Below are 17,821 nucleotides of genomic sequence, written 5' to 3' on the forward strand. Positions count from 1 at the left end.
TGAGAGGGAAAATCGCATGAGCCGGACGGGGTTCACCCCCCTTTTTCCGGCCATTATTGTTCCAGCGATGATGCTGGCCCTGTCAGGCTGCAACACGACGGAAGCGCTGACACCGCAGGTGGATGTCGGCCACAATGCCTCGCAATCGACACCCGTGACCCAGGGCGATCTCGACCAGATGGCCGCCGCCGCCGACCGCGCCCCCATGGGCGCTCCGGCAACCGCAACATCCGTTCCCGCCTACGCACCGCAAAACTCGTTGCAGGCGCAGGCACAGGCGCTGTCCAACGGCAGCCAGTATGGCGAGCCGCTTCGCCAGAACCAGACCGCAGCCCAGCCACCCGCCGCCGCTCAACCCGCACCCGCACAGCAGACGGCATCGCTTGCGCCCGCCTCTTCCGCAAACTCCATCCGCTTCCTGCCGATCATCGGAGCGCCGGTTCAGGCGGTGACACCGCTGTCGCGCCAGCTCGGGGCCGAAGCGCGGGCGAAGGGGTTGACCATCCGGGCCTCCAACGACAATTCGGCCGAAAACATCCTGAAGGGATATTTCTCCGCCTTTGCCGATGGCGCCAAGGTCAATGTCGTCTACGTCTGGGACATTCTGGACGCTAATGGTGTGCGGCTTCACCGCCTGCAGGGGCAGGAAACGGTGGCGGCAAAAGGCAGCGATCCATGGGCCGCCGTGACCGACAGGGTCATGCAGGATATCGCTGCAAAAACGCTCAACGACTATTCGTCATGGAAGCAGTCTCAACAGGGATGAGGTGAAAACGGCGGGAGAAGTCACAGAGATTTCACGAAAATCATTGCGAAAGCGCGGAGTCCTCTTGCAATCGGAAGCAACAGCGCTATTAAGGCGCGCATGGCAACAAGGCGTATCCGGCAAAGGCTTTTCAGCCGGATGTTCCTCCCCTTGAACGACGCTTGGTTACGGTGGATTGAGCCCCGTGATGCAAGGCGATGGCATGGAAACAGGCGGCCGCAATGAAGGTTTTCGCAGGCAATTCGAACCGGCACCTTGCCGAAGCGATCTGCAAGTATCTTAACGTTCCTCTCGGAAATGCCACTGTAAAGCGGTTTGCTGACCAGGAAATATTCGTAGAAATCAGCGAGAACGTGCGCGGCGAAGACGTTTTCATCGTCCAGTCCACCTCCTTCCCGGCAAATGATCATCTGATGGAACTGCTCATCATGATCGACGCCATGCGCCGCTCCTCTGCCAAGCGCATTACCGCGGTGCTTCCCTATTTCGGTTACGCCCGCCAGGACCGCAAGGCCGGCCCCCGCACCCCGATTTCCGCCAAGCTCGTCGCCAATCTGATCACCGAAGCCGGCGCCGACCGCGTTCTCACCCTCGATCTCCATGCCGGCCAGATCCAGGGCTTCTTCGATATCCCCACCGACAATCTCTTCGCAGCGCCCATTCTGGCCCGCGACGTGAAGGACCATTACGACACCAACAATGTCATGGTCGTTTCGCCCGATGTCGGCGGCGTGGTTCGCGCCCGTGCACTCGCCAAGCGCCTCGACTGTCTTCTGGCCATCGTCGACAAGCGTCGTGACCGTCCGGGCGAATCCGAAGTCATGAACGTCATCGGCGATGTCTCCGGCAAGGACTGCATCCTCATCGACGACATCGTCGATTCCGGCGGCACGCTCTGCAACGCCGCTGAGGCGCTGCTGAAAAAGGGCGCCACCAGCGTCACCGCCTATATCACCCACGGCGTGCTTTCCGGCGGCGCGGTTGCCCGCGTGGCCTCCTCGAAGCTACGCGAACTCGTCATCACCGACAGCATCCAGCCGACCACCGGTGTCCAGTCCGCGCATAATATCCGCGTGGTCAGCACCGCAGGCCTGCTCGGCGAAGCGATCAACCGCACCGCACAGGAACAGTCGGTTTCCGGCCTGTTCGACTGAGCAGCTGCGGAAACCTCGGTAATCATTCTGGGGCTTGGCGAATTGCCGCCCGATTTAGATTTCCGGGCAGGCTGCGCTCCATCTTGAAATCGCTGGTTGCCTCGACGTCATCCTCGGCCCTGTGCCGAGGACCTAGTCACGTTGAATAAAATCAACAGGTCGCAGATCCTCAGGGACAAGCAACCGTGGATCTACTGTGCGAATGCCGGGTCTGATCGAGCGATTGCGTTGAGGATTGTGATGAGCTTTCGCACGGTTGCGATGATGGCGAGTTTGAAAGGCTTGCCGCGCATTCTGAGCCGTTGATAGAAGCCGCCAAGAACAGGGTCTCTGACCTTGATGGCGCTGAGTACGGCCATATAGGCGATGTCGCGCAGATGTTTTCTGCCCCCTGCACATCGCCCGTTTCGTTCGGTTGCGCCCGACTGGCGAGCATAAGGCGCCACCCCGACAAGGGCGGCGGCGACTTTTGCAGAGACTTTTCCCAGCTCCGGCATGTCGGCAAGCAACGCCGTTGCCAGGACCGGCCCGACGCCGGTGACCTGGCGAAGGCGGGCATGGCTTTTGCGCAGCCTCGGCGTCTGCGTCAGCACATCGTCGATTGCCGCATCCAATGTGGCAATATCCTGTGCGATGGTCCGCAGACGCTCCTCGATCAGGTCGCGCACCAGCGGTTCGTCGATGGTGTCGAGCTGGCTGACGAGCCCACTCCTTTCGGCCAGCAGGCGCCGGCGGTGGGCGCTGATCGCATGCATCCTGCGGCAAGCCGGATCAGGCGCGTAGGGTGTGAGGTCACGCCGCACCGCCGCCAGATAACGCGCAATCATGGCCGCATCGATGCGGTCGGTCTTGGCCAGCTGGCCGATGGCGCGGGCAAAGCTGCGCACGCGGGCGGGGGCGACGATATAAACCTCAAGGCCGGCGGCATGAAGACCATCGGCCAGCCTACTTTCATAGCCGCCCGAGGCTTCGAGGCCGACGGCGACCGGCCCCAGCTCCCAAAGACGCCGGGCAAGCTGCGTGATCTCGTGCGGTGACGAACCGCAACGAAAGCTTTTACCGGCGGGGTGGATATGGATGTCGAAATACTGCTTGGAAACGTCAATGCCGACGACGGCGATATCGTGTATCATGGCCTTGCTCCCAGGCTTGTGGTGCGGGCAAAAGCCCGATCAACCGTTCGGGGTCAAAGGGAGCAGGCAGGGCCTTGCTTGTCCTCGGCTGTCTAAACCAGCCCGAAAAAACGGCCGCCTGCCTGCATCAGCCGGGTTTGCGATGCCCGGCTGATGCATCCAGTAAACCACAAATCCTCCACACAAGCCCGAGGATGACGCAGGAGTGTCTGGCGCGCTTCGCCATTCACCTCATTTAAGCGAACTCCGAAGTTCCTCTTAAGACGATGCCGTGCCCGCATCCGGCGGCCGTTGCAGACGTGAGGCTGCGGCCTTGATTTTCGGCCACCAGCGCCGAACCCGGGTCAGAACAGCATGACAACCGTTACGCCAGATACTGACCGTATCGGCTGTGACCGCATCGCCGGTAAACAGATGGCGATGACGTCCGATCACCAGCGCCCGGTAGAGAAACAGGGTCGTGAGGGCGGAAAACAGGATGGACATCACCACATCGCTGAGGAAATGCCCGCCGGCCGCGATGCGCAAACCGGACATGAGGACGATCATGCCGGCAGCAAGGCTTCCCATCGCCAACCGTCCGCGCCGTTGCAGCCGGGGCCAGACGAGCACGCAGAGCGGCAGGAAGAAACTGGCGATCAGCGCGGTTTCGCCGGAAGAAAACGAGCAGTTCGAATAACATTGCGCACTGTACTGGAAAGGCGGCGTGAAAAGCTGCTGCCCACCGAATTCGGTGACGCTGAATGGGCGCGCGCGACCGATGGTCGCCTTCAGCACGCCATTGACGAGAAGCCCGGCGCAGAGGATCACCGGCCCGCACAGGAAGGCCCAGACCCGCCAGCCGGTTCTTTGCAGCGTACCCAGCCGAAGATTACCGACAAGGATCACGAAAGCCAGAAGGGTGGCAAGCTCCGTACCTTCGCGCAGCGTATCCCGCAACCATTCGGGAAACGGCTCACGGCCGGACCATGGCTGTTCGACGGGCGAGAAAAACAGGGCAGAGAATCTGAGATCGATGGAGGGAAAGGTCGCGAACAGGATGACGAGCGCCAATGTGGCGAATGTCACCCAGATCGTGATCCGCATATGCGAAAGATCATTGTCCATTGCTGCCCTCCGGCATGCATCGCGGCAGCAGGCGCCAGAGGCCGATTTCCCTGCCTTCGAGGAAACCCGGCCCGGCGGTCCAGCGAGCGACCGGCGCCTCGCCGGCAAGGCAGGCCGGCAGGCCATCCGCACTTGCCAGGAACAGGGGATTTTTCGCCTCAGCGGGTTTCAGCGGGTAAAGAAGCGCATAGTGACTGGAAGGCACGCCGGTTTCGGGCAGCGCGCGCGTCATCACCTGCTTCTCATCCCGGAGCTGATAAAAAAGCTCGGCAAGTATCGAACGGTCGGTAGCGACGATGGCGTCCGCACCCGCCTCGCGCGCCCGTAACAGGCCGGTCGATACCAGCTCGGCGCGACCTAGATACCGCGCCATCGCCAGTTCACCTTTCGGCAGGCGCAATTGCGTTCCGGCAATGGTCATCAGCGGCAGCACGACGGCCACGATGCCGCCGAGCACAAGCGTGGACACGGTGAGCCAACGCCGCGACGCCAGGACCGGCACCGCCAGAAGCACGCCGGCCGCATAGGCCCCGACCGCCCAGTTGGCAAGCGCCCGTGACATCAAACCCTGCGCGGTGATCAGCAGAACGATCGGCACCGAAAGAGCGACCAGCGCCCGGGTTTCGGCATTTTTCGCACGAATTGTTGCGACGATCATGCCGACGAAAACGAACGGTCCGACCACACCCGCCTGCGAGAAGAAGAATTCCAGCGCGGAGCCGATCTTCAGCTGGACGCCATGCCAGTTCGCATTATCCGCCGTATGGCGTGCCGTCATGAAATCATGCGCCGCGTTCCACCACAGATTGGGCGCGATGACGGCAACGCAGACGAGCGCAGAAATGACCGCGTCACGCAGCCGGATTCGCCATGCCTCACAGAGCCAGCCGGCGGCGATGAAGCAGGGCAGAAAATAGATCATCGCATATTTCGACATCAGTCCGAGGCCGAAGCAGAGACCGAGGGCGATGCTCCAGCCCAACGCCGCCATGCCCTCGCTGCGGGCCAGCGCAAGCTTCCGCACGGAGATCATCGACAGCACGATGAACAGCATCATCGGCGTATCGGTCGAGATCAGCAGGCTGCCGAGCGTTACGGCCGGCAGGGTCAGATAGATAAGGGCGGCCAGGGATGCCAGCCTGACATCGTAGATCATGCGGCCGAGCGCAAGGATGGCCGCCGCCGCCACACCATGCACCACGGGTGCGGCCAGCCGAACCTGAAACGTGCCCTCACCGCCGCCCAGAATGGTTGCCGCGCGGATAAGCCAGCCGATCAGGGGCGGCTTGGAATAGGCGCCGAGCGCCATCTCCCTGCCCCATAGCCAATATTGCGCCTCATCGACGAAAAGGTCGGTGCGGTTGAAGGCCAGCCCAAGGACGCGCAGCGCGGTTACGAGGACGATCGCCACGAATGCAAATGTCAGCCATCGGCGCTCATCGCCTGCCTGCGCATAAGGCAGGGTCGCCGCCTCATGCATGCTGGCGGCGTTCTGCATGAATCAACCAGAGATTTCGGGCATAGATGAAAAGGCCGGACGCCTGACCCAGAATGAAGACTGGATCGCGCCGCCAGATGGCGTAGGAAAGCAGCACCAGACCGCCAAGAACGGAAAAATACCAGAAAGCCACCGGAATGACCGAGCGGTTCGCCCGTTCCGAAGAAATCCATTGAACCAGAAAACGCATGGTAAACAGCATCTGGCCCATGAAGCCGGTGCAGACCCACAGAAATTCCTTCCAGCTGTTCACATGCAGCATGGACCATAAAGCCGGTGCATTCACGGCGATGTCTCCGTTTTGAAAGTTTCAGCCCAGCTTGAGCGCTTTCGCCGGCGCAGCAGCCAGGCGACGCCGATCAGATCGTGGATACCGACAAGCGCGCGGCCGATATTGGTGTAATGGGAATTTCCGTGCAGCCGCGCCCGGTGCGTGACGTCGACATGGGTGACCTGCCAGCCGTCGCGATTGAACAGCGCCGGAAAATAGCGGTGGTGATGATCGAAATAGGGCAAGGCGAGATAGGCGTCGCGGCGGAAGGCCTTGAGCCCGCAGCCGGTATCGCGCGTGCCGTCCTTCAATATCCGCGCCCGAAGCCCATTGGCGAAGCGGGAGGAGAGGCGTTTTCCAAGCGTATCGCGCCGGCCGACGCGCTGGCCTGCCACAAGGCCGAGCCGGCTGGGAGCGCTGGCGGAAAGAAGCGGCGCAAGAAGAGCCGGCAGATTGTCCGGCGGGTTCTGCCCGTCTCCATCCAGCATGCAGATGACAGGCGCACGCGCCGCCTGCACACCGCTGTGGATCGCCGCAGACTGGCCGCCCTGACGATCATGCCGGACGAGCCGCAGCATCGGGTAACGATCGCCAAGCGCAAGCACCGCATCGACCGTGCCGTCCGAAGATGCGTCGTCCACCACCACGATCTCGAAGGCGCCGACGGGCTGGCAGGCGGCAAAAATCTCCGCCACGAGCGTTTCCACACTCGCTTGCTCATTGTGCATGGGCACGACAACGGCGAAATCCGGCCTCGGTTTCACGCTGGCTCCGTCATATCCGTCCGCATTCAGTCCGCAGACATCATTGATAGTGGCGAGAGAAGGAGCGCGGAAAGCTTGCATGAACATGAACAGCCGTTGAACTTCACTCGATATGCGCCCGTTCTATTGCAGTTTTATTACGGGAAACGCGTCAGTGGCGGCCGGCTATTTTTTCACGGCATGCGGGAAATAATCGTACAATTCCCAGCGCTTTTAACGCGACCGTAAACAATTTTTGCCACGGTATGGCCACGTTTTTTGGGGGGAGGAAACAGGATGCCGGGTGTAAATCCGACTGCTGTCAAAGCTAAATCATTGTCGATCAAGGCCAAATTCGCAGCGCTCGTCACGGGCGCGACGCTGGTTTCATGTCTTTCCGTGGGGTTGTTGTCCTACGAAATGGGGAAGTCAGGACTGATCGACGCCAGCGAAATCAGGCTCGAAACGGTTGCAGGCAACCAGTCCAAGCAGCTTGACGCCTATACTTTGCGCGTCGAACAGAGCATTTCCGAGCTGTCGCAGAACGCCGCGGTCGCACAGGCGCTGGAAACGATGACCACCGTTGTACCGACGGAAAGGGATGCGATCATCCAGGCTTTCCGGCGCGAGGGCGTCTCCGAAGAGGAGCGCGCCTCCTTCAATGGCGAAGGCCTGCGACTGCTTTACGCCATTCGCCACGCCACCATCAACGCCGCCATCGCCAGCGTCTGGCGCAACACCCGTGTCAGCGACATCTATGTGATCGACAAGACCGGCCTCATTATTTACACCGTGACCAAGGGGAAGAACTTCCTCACCAGTGTGACGGAACCGCAAAACGCCGCGATCAAGGACCTGTTCGACCGCATCGAAGCCGGCAAGGACGGCGTCGTCAGCACCACCGGTTTCAGCGGCGGCGAAAATGATTCGGCCATGATCGGCATGCCGCTCGCCGTCTCCAACTGGGGCCAGCTCCAGCGCAAGGGCGCCGTCATCATGCGCATCGCCGCCGATCGCATCGGCGCGGTGGTAACACCCGAGGAAACCGGCAAGACCATCGATGACGCCGTTCTCCTGAGCGCCGACGGCAAACGTCGGGCCGGCGTACTCTCGGGCGGCGCTGATGCTGCGGTTTCCGAAAGCCTCGCCGCCCTTTCCAACGCAAACAACGCCGGAACGGTGATGGCGCAGACACCTGCGGGCAACATCTTCTATGCCTATCGCCCGGTCTCCGTCTTCGGACAGAAACATCTTTTGGCCATCGGCCAGCAGGAAAGCAAGGTCCTCGCCGCCGCCAACGATCTCGCCTTCTGGGCAACGGTCGCGACGCTGGCCGTGCTTGCGATCATGACGCTGATCGGCATTTTCGTTTCCGCGAGCCTTACCAAGCCGCTGACCGGCCTTGCGGGGCTGATGGAGCGCCTGAACGGCGGTGAAAACAACATTGAGATCAAGGCCGTTTCCCGTGGCGACGAGATCGGCACCATGGCGCGCGCGCTTGAATCCTTCCGCCAGGGCATTCTGGACAAGCAGCGCATGGAAGCCGAATCCCATCGCAAGAGCGAAGAATTGGACGAGGAACGCGCCCAGCGGGAAATGGAAAAGGCAAGAAGCGCGAAAGAACTGGAAGAGGCTGTCGACGCACTCGCCACCGGCCTTGCCAATCTTGCCGCCGGCAGGCTCGATCTCCGCATCGACAAATCCTTCGTGCCGTCGCTCGATCATCTGCGCATCGACTTCAACAACTCCATGGCAGGCCTGGAAGCGACCATCTCCAACATCGGCGAAAGCGCCAATGCCATCCGCTCCGGCTCCGGCGAACTGAAAAGCGCATCGGAAGACCTGTCGCGGCGCACCGAACGCCAGGCCGCAGCACTCGAGGAAGCGGCAGCAGCACTCGGAGACATGACGCAGGCCGTCAATCTCTCGCTGTCGCGCTGCAATGTCGCCGTCGAGGCGACGGCGGGCACGATGCAGGATGCGCACAAGTCCACGGCTGTCGTTAAAGAAGCGATCGTCGCGATGGAACGCATCGAGACCTCGTCGGCCAAGATCCGCCAGATCATCGATGTCATCGACCAGATCGCCTTCCAGACCAATCTGCTGGCGCTGAATGCCGGTGTGGAAGCCGCGCGCGCCGGAGAAGCCGGCAAGGGCTTTGCCGTTGTGGCGCAGGAAGTTCGCGAGCTTGCCCAGAAATCGGCAGCCGCCGCCCGGGACATCACGACGCTGATCGCCACCTCGGCGGGCGATGTGGAAAGCGGCGTGGCGCTGGTGCTGAAGACGGGTGAAAGCCTCGAGCAGATTCAGAAACGCATCCAGTCAGTCAACGACCAGATCGGCGAGATCGCCACTGCATCGCGCGAACAGTCCGGCCGCCTCAGCGAAATCAACGCCTCCGTCAACGAACTCGACCATGTAACGCAGCAGAATGCGGCCATGGTGGAGGAAACGACGGCGGCCGCCTTCTCGCTATCCAGCGAGGCGGATGGCCTGACCGAACAGGTGGGGCAATTCTCGGTCGGTGGCGCCCGCCAACGGGACCAGCGTTACGCGGCATAAACCGCAACGAAAAAAGGCCGGAGGCAAAACCTCCGGCCTTTCTGTTTGAAGCCGGGCTCCCAGGGGCCGAAGCCCCTGGGAACACGCCGGCGATCTGGCACCACAGCCCCTCGCCGGCTTCCGGGGAGGACCTCAGAAGAAACCGACCTTGTTCGGGCTGTAGGACACGAGCAGGTTCTTGGTCTGCTGGTAATGGTCGAGCATCATCTTGTGGGTCTCGCGACCGATGCCCGACTGCTTGTAACCGCCAAAGGCAGCGCCCGCGGGATAGACGTGATAGCAATTCGTCCACACGCGGCCCGCTTCGATGCCCCGGCCGGCCCGATAGGCGATGTTGGTATCGCGGCTCCAGACGCCTGCGCCCAGACCGTAAACCGTGTCATTGGCGATTTCGAGCGCCTCTTCCACCGTCTTGAAGGTGGTGACGGAGACAACCGGTCCGAAGATTTCCTCCTGGAAAATCCGCATCTTGTTGTTGCCTTCGAAGACGGTCGGCTGGATGTAATAGCCATCCTTCAGATCGCCCGTGAGCGTCTTGCGGTCGCCGCCGGTCAGAACCCTGGCGCCTTCCTTCTTGCCGATCTCCAGATAGCTCATGATCTTGTCGAACTGTTCCTGCGAGGCCTGCGCGCCCAGCATGGTCGACGGATTGAGCGGATCGTCCTGGCTGATGGCCTGCACCCGCTTGATCGCCTTTTCCATGAAGCGGTCATAGATCGATTCATGGACCAGCGCACGTGACGGGCATGTGCAGACTTCGCCCTGGTTGAGCGCGAAGAAGGCGAAACCTTCGAGCGCCTTGTCGAGGAAGGCATCGTCCTCGTTCATCACATCGGCGAAGAAGATGTTCGGCGACTTGCCGCCCAGCTCCAGCGTGATGTTGGTGACGTTGTCAGCCGCATAACGCATGATTTCCTTGCCGACCGAGGTGGAGCCGGTAAAGGCGATCTTGGCGATGCGGTTGCTCTGCGCCAACGGCTTGCCGGCTTCGAGGCCCGTGCCGTTGACGATGTTGAGGACGCCGGGCGGCAGCAGGTCTTCGATCAGTTCCATCACGATGAGAATCGAGGCCGGTGTCTGTTCGGCGGGCTTCAGCACCACGCAATTGCCCGCGGCAAGCGCCGGTGCAAGCTTCCACGCGGCCATCAGGATCGGGAAGTTCCAGGGAATGATCTGGCCGACGACGCCGAGCGGCTCATGGAAGTGATAGGCGACGGTATCGTTGTCGATTTCGCCGATCGTGCCTTCCTGGGCGCGGATGCAGCCCGCGAAATAACGGAAATGGTCGATGGCGAGCGGAATATCCGCATTGGTGGTTTCGCGCAGCGGCTTGCCGTTGTCCCATGTTTCGGCACGGGCGATGAGATCGAGATTGTCCTCGATCCGCTGGGCGATCTTGAGCAGGATGTTGGAGCGCTCCGTCACGCTCGTCTTGCCCCATTTATCGCGGGCCTTGTGGGCGGCATCCAGCGCGAACTCGATGTCGGATGCGTCCGAGCGCGGCACTTCGCAGATCTTGTGGCCGGTGACCGGCGAAAGATTATCCATGTAGCGGCCGGATTTCGGCTCCACCCATTTGCCGCCGATGTAATTGCCGTATTTCAGCTTGAAGGGCGCTTCGCCCGCTTTCTGCTGAACCTGAATGTTCATGATTTCATCCTCCCTGATGAAAACGATCCGCAGCGGATCGCATGGGAGAAAGGTGGGCCTAGATGGCGCGGTTCGGTAGAGGGGCGGCGCGGTTCCGCAGCGCACATTGTCTCACATCTGCGACAAAGGCGCCTCGATCCGGCACGATTAGCCGGATCGCACCCGCACGCGCTTTAATGCACGTCGAATTTCTTCATCTTGCGGTGAAGCGTGGCGCGGCTGATGCCGAGCAGCGAAGCGGCCTGCGTGACATTGCCGTTGGTGCGTGACAACACGCGCCGCAGCGCCGAGCGTTCCGCTTCCGCAAGGTCGGAACCGCCATCGTGGCGCTGTTCCTGAAGAACATCGGCGGCGGGCAGTCCCTGCGCGATGCGGGCATCGTCCAGCTTCAGCGCAAGGCGTGCGGCACGGGTCGCGCCCAGCACGAGATCGTCCTGATCCACGGCCAGCAGCGACAGCGCCGCGCCGAACCCGCTCGGCACGACGACGATGCGCGCACCCGGAAAGGCGCGGCGGAAAAGATTGCCCTCGATGCGCTGCGCCGCATCCTTCACCGCCTGGGTGACGAAGGAAAAGGTCATCTCGTTGATGTCGTCGCGGCAGGTAGAAATATCGAGCGCGCCCGTCACCCGGCCGGTATGATCGCGGATGGGGGCCGTGGTGCAGCAGAGTTCGGTATTCGATGTGAAGAAATGCTGATCGCGGTAGACCACCACCGAGCGCTCATCCACCAGCGCCGTGCCGATACCGTTGGTGCCCACGCTTTCTTCGCTCCAGACCGCCCCGGACCAGAGGCCAAGCGCCCGGAAATCACGGTCATCGCCCGAAGCGCCGCGGCGCTCCAGCGCAACGCCCTGCGCGTCGGTCAAAAGCAGGCAGCAGCCGGATTTGCCGACGCTTTGGAAAATGCGGTCGAGTTCATCCGTGCTTTCGGCAATCAGGCCGGCCGCACTTTCGCGGGCGCGGCGGAATTCATATTCGTTGAGAAAGATCGGCTTGCGGTTTTCCTCCGGTGCAAGATGATGTTTGACCATGCAGCGACGCCAGGAGGCGACAATCGGAGAACTTGCGGCGGCGGAACGATGGCGCGCGGTTTCATACACGCGTTCCGCATGGGCGATGTCTGTCGGCATACGCTCCTCCCAAAGCTTTTCGGCGATGGTGCGCTGGAAGCGGCCATGTTTCAACAAAAAATTTCGCGACCGGCCTTGCCGGGCGCAGCCGCAGGCTGCGTCAGACTATCGGACCGCCTTGAAATAACGCCGGCCGGCGGTCACGTCCGTTTCATCCTCGGCCGAGAGGAACGTATCGTCCACGAGATTGGCGATGGAGGTCAGCGGACCGGGCTTGCCGAAAAAGAAGCCCTGCACCTGCAGGCAGCCTTCACGCCGCAGGAACTCGATATGGGCCTTGGTTTCGACCCCTTCCGCAAGCACCGGAATATTGAGGCTGTGCGCCAGAATGAGCGTCGAGCGAACGATCGCCTCCGACTGCACGTTGGTCGAGAGGCCATCGATGAAGGCGCGGTCGATCTTGATCTTGTCGAAGGGGAAGCTCTGCAGCGTCGAAAGCGAGGAATAGCCCGTGCCGTAGTCGTCCATGGCGATCTTGACGCCGAGCGACTTGAGTTTGCGGATGGTGACGAGCGCGTGGCGATGGTCGGCGATGATGCTGCCTTCGGTGATTTCCAGCTCGAGCCTTTCCGGCGCAAGCCCCGTCTCGGCGAGAATTTTCTCAACCTTGTCGGGGAAATCATTATCCGCAAGCTGCTGCGGCGCGACGTTCACGGCAATGGCGAGCGATTTTTTCCACTGAGCGGCCTGCGCGCAGGCTTCTCTCAGAACCCATTCGCCCAGTTCGACGATAAAGCCGGTCTGTTCGGCGATCGGAATGAATTCGGCCGGGGAGACCATGCCGCGTTCGGGATGGTTCCAGCGCAAAAGCGCTTCGAAACCGACGATGCTGCCGCTCTTGGTGTCGTTCTGCTGCTGGTAATAAAGCTCGAACTCGTTATTGGCGAGGCCGCTGCGCATGGCGACGGCCAGCACGTTGCGCTCACGCGCGGCCTCGTCCATGGATTTGTCGTAAAAGCATATGGTGTCCGAAGTACCGCTTTTTGCCCGGTACATGGCGACATCCGCCTGGGCCATCAGCGTATCGGCATCGATGGAGCCGGTATTGCGAACTGATATGCCGACGCTTGCGCCGACCGAAAATGTCTGCCCGTTCCATTCCACCGGCTTGCTGATCTGCTCGATCAATCGCTGGGCGAATTCCGCGCCGTCGGCGCGGGTGTAATAGGAATGGGTCATCGCCACGAATTCATCGCCGCCCATGCGCGCCAGAAACTCTCCGGTCTTCAGCACGGAACTCGCGCGGTCGGCGATGGCGCGCAGCACGGCGTCACCCGCCGCATGGCCATGCACGTCATTGATTTCCTTGAAACGGTCGAGATCGATGGACAGAAGCGCCGTATGCGCCCCCATCGAGACATGGCGTGTGCGGCGATTGAGATGCTCGATGAATGCCGCCCGGTTGGGAATACCAGTCAGCGGATCGTGCAACGAAAGATGGCGATAGCGGGCAACCGCCTGCTGAGTGGACTGCGCATCGATGACATAGGTGGATAGCCCGAGCGCCAGAAGCAGAAGCGTCACCGCAATGGCGCCTCCGCCCATGATGGCCGGCGGCAGCAGGTTTTCCGGAATAACGATGCGCGGGTCGAAGTCGAAGGACATCGACGCCATGCCGGTATAATGCATCGAGGCAATGGCCAGAATAAGAAACGCCACCGCGCTATACTGGCAGAAACGGTTGAGAGGCCGGGCAATGCGATTGACCGCGATGGCGCCCAGCACAGCTCCCAATATCAGCGAGGCGATGACATAGGCCTGATCCCAGAAAATCATGCCCTGAACATTATAGGCGGCCATACCGGTATAGTGCATGGCCGCAATGCCGAGGCCGAGGACGATGCCACCGGCTTCCACCAGCACGCTGCGCCCGCCATAGGCGGAAATGCCGAAGCCGGCAGTCGTCGTGGTAATGGCGATCAGAAGCGACAGCCCGGTCAGATAGGGATCGTATCCGACATCGCCCGCCGCGACATAGCCCAGCATCGCTACGAAATGGGTGGTCCATATCGCCGCCCCGCCATTGACGCCCGCCAGAAACAGCCAGTTGACCTTCTGCACCCCCGTCGCCAGACGTGCTTTCGAAAAAAGGCGCATCGAAACGAAACTACCCAGCATGCAGACGAAGACCGCTGCGGCGGTGTATCGATAGTCGTGATCGATGGTGAGGCACTGGAGAACTTTGAACATTGTCATCTACGCAATTGGAATTTTGCGTAGCCTTATCATTCGCCGAGTTTTCACCCGGTTTATGCGCATGGATAAGCATATATTAAAGGTTGCAACAAACGAGTGAATTAGTGATAACTAATAAAATTATAAAGCGGCAACCGTCAAAAACGGGCCGCTCTTGTCTTTATGCCCCGTTTGTATTATAGCGCCCGCACCCGTGTAGACACCCTTGGAGGCAACGCGGGCGGGATGGCCTTTGGCCTCTCCGGTTCAGGCCGCTTCGTTCGGCGTGAACTCTCCATATAACCTCGAAAGGAATTGCCATGAGCAAAGAATCGTATGAGCTCAAGGCCGAGGCGCGCGAACGAGTTGGTAAGGGGTCCTCTCGTGAACTTCGCCGCAACGGTTTGATTCCCGCTGTCATCTATGGTGACAAGCAGGCCCCCATCTCCATCGCCCTGTCGACCAACGAAGTCACCAAGCGTATCCACGCCGGCGGTTTCATGACGACGGTTGCGATCATCGACGTCGACGGCAAGAAGATCAAGGTTCTCCCGAAGGACTACCAGCTTGATCCGGTCCGCGACTTCACCATGCACGTCGATTTCCTGCGCGTTTCGGGCAACACGCTCGTCAACGTCGAAGTTCCGGTTCACTTCGTCAACGAAGAAAAGTCGGACATCAAGATCGGCGGCGTTCTGAACATCGTTCGCCACACGGTGGAATTCCACTGCCCGGCCAACGACATTCCGGAATTCATCACGGTCGATCTCGCTGGTCTGAAGATCGGCGACAACGTCCACATTTCGAATGTGAAGCTGCCGAAGAACATCACGCCGGTTATCGCCGACCGTGACTTCACGATCGCAACGATCGTTGCTCCGGCCGCTGGCGTTGCAGAAGAAACGACCGAAGAAGCTTCCGAGGAATAATCGGCGGCCGCAAGGCCGGACAGCTTTGAACAATGAGGCCCGTTCCGTTTTCGGAACGGGCCTTTTAGTTTTTATGAACTTTAAAACCAGAAAGCTTGCCATCCTCACCTGATACGGAACCCGTTTCAGTGTCGATTAACACTTCCATGAAACGATACCCTCGCGCTGTCGTGGAACACCGGTCGGGCTGAGGAAATGCGTTGGAAAACAGGCTTTTGCCGAAAACCCTCGCAAAACCCTCCGGGCGGACGAAACGGGGCGCAGCAAGTCTGGGGCAAAGGGTAGCTGCAATCGAACATGGCTCATTCCGTCGAAAGTCGCTTTATCGCGATTGTTTCCGGCGCACTTCTTACAGTGGTCGCCCCGCTATTCACGCTGTTGCTGACGCTTTCCTACAACGAAGCCATCCGTAGCCAGCGCAATCATATTGAAATTCTGCTGTCGACCAATACTCAGGCGCTTGCCCGGCCCCTGTGGGACCTTGATGACGACACGATAAACCAGATTACCGGAACTCTCGTTTCCGATCCCATGATCCGCATGGTCGAGGTCAAGGATACATCCGGCCAGCTTGATGTCGTCCAGACTGCCGGCAGCGACATCATTCAGGATGCCGCCTCGATGACCCGCGAGGTCACCTACAAGACCACGAAGGGCACCGTCACCGTCGGGCAACTGACGGTCTATTACGACGATGTCGGCCTTCTGACTTCTCTCAGCCGCACCGAACTGGCCTTCATCACGATTTTCATCCTCGCCGTCCTCACCATCGTTCTTGCCGCCATCGCCGGCAACCGCTTCATGGTCATCCGCCCGCTAATGCGGCTGGCGGCCGCCATCGAGGCGACGCGGCGTCTCGGCTCGCGCCACCACGTCGACTGGCGTTCGAAGGACGAAATCGGCCGGCTGGCGAAAAGCTTCAACGAAATGCAGACCCAGCTCGAAAAGGAAGAGCTGGAGATCAAGAACGCGCACGAGCGTAAGACAGAAATCTACAACCGCACGCCCGCCATGCTGTTTTCGCTCGACAGGCACGACCGCATTGCCGCCGTCAGTGACTATTGGGTGCAGGCGACCGGTTACGACCGCACCCGGATACTCGGCCTGAATTTCGCCGATCTCATCCATCCCGATGACCGGCTTCTGTTCCAGCAGCGCAAGACGGCTCATCCCTTGCCCGACGCCTCGCATAGCGGCATTACCGTGCGTTTCCATTGCATGGATGGCAGCGTCATGGATGCGCTCATCCTCGAAAAGGCCCTCGATTCCGGCGATGCGGCCCATCAGAGCACCTGCCTCTGCGTGATGACGGACGTGACCGAACTGCGCCAGTCGGAAAAGCGCAACCGCCAGCAGGCCATTTCCGACCACCTGACCGGCCTTTTCAACCGCCAGGGTTTCGAGGCCATTCTCGACCTGCAGATCCGCGATGCGGACCGCAATGGCAGCGAGCTGGCCTGCCTGTTCATCGACCTCGACCGGTTCAAGGCGATCAACGACAATCTCGGCCATGCCGCGGGCGACGCCGTTCTCAAACAGTTCACGCTGAAGCTCGAACCGCTGCTGACGCCGCTGGACAGCGCATCGCGGCTTGGCGGCGACGAATTCGCCATTCTTCTGGCCGGCGACAAGGTGGAAGAGCGCGCCCTGCAATTCTGCGAGCGCATCTGCGCCATGCTGGACACGCCCTTCGAGATCGAAAGCAACAGCATCCGCCTCAGCGCCAGCATCGGCATGGCGGTCTATCCCCTGCACGCCGCCAGCGCCTCCGAGCTTTTGCAGAATGCCGACATGGCGATGTATACCCGCAAGCGCACGGGCAAGAACGGGTCGCAGGTCTTCGACAGCTCGATCATGGACCGGGCGCGCGAACATGCGGAGCTGGAACGGGATATCGCGCAGGCGCTTTCCGAAGACTGGTTCGAGGCCTATTTCCAGCCGATTCAAAACCTCGCCACCGGCCAGACGGCGGGTTTCGAGGCGCTGCTGCGTCTCAACCACCCGGACAAGGGCCTGCTTTCTCCGGCCGCAATCGTCAGCCTTGCGGAAGAAAACGGCACTATCCACCGCATCGGCAATGTCATTCTCGATCAGTCGATCGCCAATCTTGCCAGGCTGTCGCGCCTGCCGGGCATGGACCAGACCTATGTGGCGGTGAATTTCTCGCCGTTGCAATTCGAACCGGGATTGCCGACGCGCATTGCCGGCGTTCTGCACCGCCACGGCATTCTTCCCAGACGGCTGGTCATCGAGATCACCGAAGCCGTTATCATGAAGGACGATCCGCAAATCCGGGCGATCCTCAATGCCATCCACCAGCTCGGCTGCCGCATCGCGCTGGACGATTTCGGCACGGGTTATTCTTCGCTCAGCTATCTCAGCCGTTTTCCGGTCGATATCGTCAAGATAGACCAGTCCTTCACCCGCTCGATCTGTGACGACAGGATGGATATCAGGCAGCGCAACCGCATGCTGGTCGAAGGCATCGCGGCCATCTCGCACAAGATGAACTGCGCCGTCATTGCCGAGGGCGTCGAGACGGAAGAACAGAAGGCGCTTCTGACCGATATAGGCGCTGATTTCGGACAGGGTTATTTCTTCGCACGTCCGCAACCGGTCGAAAGGCTGATCACCTTACTCGACACGGCGTCCGGGCAAAACCGCGCCGCGGCGCGGCAAGCATGAACCGGCAGGGGGCAG

13 protein-coding genes are annotated in these 17,821 nt (G+C 60.7%); 5 read left to right on the top strand and 8 right to left on the bottom strand.

Going from position 1 to position 17,821, the window contains the following annotated elements; genetic code table 11:
* The first annotated feature begins 16 nt into the window (after positions 1-16).
* Together FGF54_RS09760 and FGF54_RS09765 are read left to right on the top strand one after the other, a co-directional pair.
* The gene (locus tag FGF54_RS09760; RefSeq protein WP_142779538.1) at positions 17-766 is read left to right on the top strand and encodes a hypothetical protein; all 750 of its coding nucleotides are present in this window, start codon (positions 17-19) and stop codon (positions 764-766) included.
* Between the two features lie 221 nt (positions 767-987).
* A complete protein-coding gene (locus FGF54_RS09765) occupies positions 988-1,920 on the top strand; it encodes a ribose-phosphate pyrophosphokinase (RefSeq protein WP_003522877.1) in 933 nt (310 codons plus the stop codon).
* Positions 1,921-2,111: 191 nt separating this feature from the next.
* Here FGF54_RS09765 and FGF54_RS09770 read toward each other — a convergent pair whose 3' ends face one another.
* From FGF54_RS09770 to FGF54_RS09790, 5 genes are all read right to left on the bottom strand, one after another.
* A complete protein-coding gene (locus FGF54_RS09770; RefSeq protein WP_142778744.1) occupies positions 2,112-3,053 on the bottom strand; it encodes an IS110 family transposase in 942 nt (313 codons plus the stop codon).
* A 258-nt stretch (positions 3,054-3,311) separates the two neighbouring features.
* Positions 3,312-4,160, bottom strand: a complete 849-nt coding sequence (locus tag FGF54_RS09775) for a phosphatase PAP2 family protein (protein ID WP_142779539.1) — start codon at positions 4,158-4,160, stop codon at positions 3,312-3,314.
* Positions 4,150-5,658, bottom strand: coding sequence for a glycosyltransferase family 39 protein (locus tag FGF54_RS09780; protein ID WP_168208050.1), 1,509 nt, complete (start codon positions 5,656-5,658; stop codon positions 4,150-4,152). Before FGF54_RS09780 ends, FGF54_RS09775 begins: the two co-directional genes overlap by 11 nt.
* On the bottom strand, positions 5,633-5,920 hold the full coding sequence (locus FGF54_RS09785; RefSeq protein ID WP_031233742.1) for a lipid-A-disaccharide synthase N-terminal domain-containing protein: 288 nt from the start codon (positions 5,918-5,920) through the stop codon (positions 5,633-5,635). Before FGF54_RS09785 ends, FGF54_RS09780 begins: the two co-directional genes overlap by 26 nt.
* Before the next feature lie 20 nt (positions 5,921-5,940).
* Complete coding sequence (locus FGF54_RS09790; RefSeq protein ID WP_142779540.1) at positions 5,941-6,780, bottom strand: glycosyltransferase family 2 protein; 840 nt, start codon at positions 6,778-6,780, stop codon at positions 5,941-5,943.
* A 189-nt stretch (positions 6,781-6,969) separates the two neighbouring features.
* Between FGF54_RS09790 and FGF54_RS09795 the strand changes: the two genes are divergently transcribed.
* Positions 6,970-9,234, top strand: a complete 2,265-nt coding sequence (locus tag FGF54_RS09795) for a methyl-accepting chemotaxis protein (RefSeq protein ID WP_142779541.1) — start codon at positions 6,970-6,972, stop codon at positions 9,232-9,234.
* A gap of 132 nt (positions 9,235-9,366) precedes the next feature.
* Here the strand turns inward: FGF54_RS09795 and adh are convergent, their stop codons facing one another.
* The 3 genes from adh to FGF54_RS09810 form a co-directional block, all read right to left on the bottom strand.
* Positions 9,367-10,884 carry an aldehyde dehydrogenase gene (gene adh / locus FGF54_RS09800; protein WP_059757421.1) on the bottom strand — a complete coding sequence of 506 codons (1,518 nt, stop codon included), beginning with the start codon at positions 10,882-10,884 and terminating at the stop codon, positions 9,367-9,369.
* Between the two features lie 173 nt (positions 10,885-11,057).
* Positions 11,058-12,017 (bottom strand): helix-turn-helix domain-containing protein, encoded by a 960-nt coding sequence (locus FGF54_RS09805; protein ID WP_080853118.1) that lies wholly within the window; start codon positions 12,015-12,017, stop codon positions 11,058-11,060.
* A 105-nt stretch (positions 12,018-12,122) separates the two neighbouring features.
* Positions 12,123-14,207 carry a bifunctional diguanylate cyclase/phosphodiesterase gene (locus tag FGF54_RS09810; RefSeq protein WP_142779542.1) on the bottom strand — a complete coding sequence of 695 codons (2,085 nt, stop codon included), beginning with the start codon at positions 14,205-14,207 and terminating at the stop codon, positions 12,123-12,125.
* Between the two features lie 305 nt (positions 14,208-14,512).
* Between FGF54_RS09810 and FGF54_RS09815 the strand changes: the two genes are divergently transcribed.
* Together FGF54_RS09815 and FGF54_RS09820 are read left to right on the top strand one after the other, a co-directional pair.
* A complete protein-coding gene (locus tag FGF54_RS09815) occupies positions 14,513-15,121 on the top strand; it encodes a 50S ribosomal protein L25/general stress protein Ctc (RefSeq protein ID WP_003522887.1) in 609 nt (202 codons plus the stop codon).
* Positions 15,122-15,418: 297 nt separating this feature from the next.
* On the top strand, positions 15,419-17,806 hold the full coding sequence (locus FGF54_RS09820; protein WP_142779543.1) for an EAL domain-containing protein: 2,388 nt from the start codon (positions 15,419-15,421) through the stop codon (positions 17,804-17,806).
* Positions 17,807-17,821 lie beyond the last annotated feature (15 nt).

The organism is Agrobacterium sp. T29 (genome assembly GCF_006970545.1).
Classification (GTDB): domain Bacteria; phylum Pseudomonadota; class Alphaproteobacteria; order Rhizobiales; family Rhizobiaceae; genus Agrobacterium; species Agrobacterium leguminum.

Bases quoted from the DNA above. Each gene is read 5' to 3' on its own strand.
- FGF54_RS09760 (WP_142779538.1), top strand. From the start codon at position 17: ATGAGCCGGACGGGGTTCACCCCCCTTTTTCCGGCCATTATTGTTCCA.
- FGF54_RS09765 (WP_003522877.1), top strand. From the start codon at position 988: ATGAAGGTTTTCGCAGGCAATTCGAACCGGCACCTTGCCGAAGCGATC.
- FGF54_RS09770 (WP_142778744.1), bottom strand. From the start codon at position 3,053: ATGATACACGATATCGCCGTCGTCGGCATTGACGTTTCCAAGCAGTAT.
- FGF54_RS09775 (WP_142779539.1), bottom strand. From the start codon at position 4,160: ATGGACAATGATCTTTCGCATATGCGGATCACGATCTGGGTGACATTC.
- FGF54_RS09780 (WP_168208050.1), bottom strand. From the start codon at position 5,658: ATGCAGAACGCCGCCAGCATGCATGAGGCGGCGACCCTGCCTTATGCG.
- FGF54_RS09785 (WP_031233742.1), bottom strand. From the start codon at position 5,920: ATGCTGCATGTGAACAGCTGGAAGGAATTTCTGTGGGTCTGCACCGGC.
- FGF54_RS09790 (WP_142779540.1), bottom strand. From the start codon at position 6,780: ATGTTCATGCAAGCTTTCCGCGCTCCTTCTCTCGCCACTATCAATGAT.
- FGF54_RS09795 (WP_142779541.1), top strand. From the start codon at position 6,970: ATGCCGGGTGTAAATCCGACTGCTGTCAAAGCTAAATCATTGTCGATC.
- adh (WP_059757421.1), bottom strand. From the start codon at position 10,884: ATGAACATTCAGGTTCAGCAGAAAGCGGGCGAAGCGCCCTTCAAGCTG.
- FGF54_RS09805 (WP_080853118.1), bottom strand. From the start codon at position 12,017: ATGCCGACAGACATCGCCCATGCGGAACGCGTGTATGAAACCGCGCGC.
- FGF54_RS09810 (WP_142779542.1), bottom strand. From the start codon at position 14,207: ATGTTCAAAGTTCTCCAGTGCCTCACCATCGATCACGACTATCGATAC.
- FGF54_RS09815 (WP_003522887.1), top strand. From the start codon at position 14,513: ATGAGCAAAGAATCGTATGAGCTCAAGGCCGAGGCGCGCGAACGAGTT.
- FGF54_RS09820 (WP_142779543.1), top strand. From the start codon at position 15,419: ATGGCTCATTCCGTCGAAAGTCGCTTTATCGCGATTGTTTCCGGCGCA.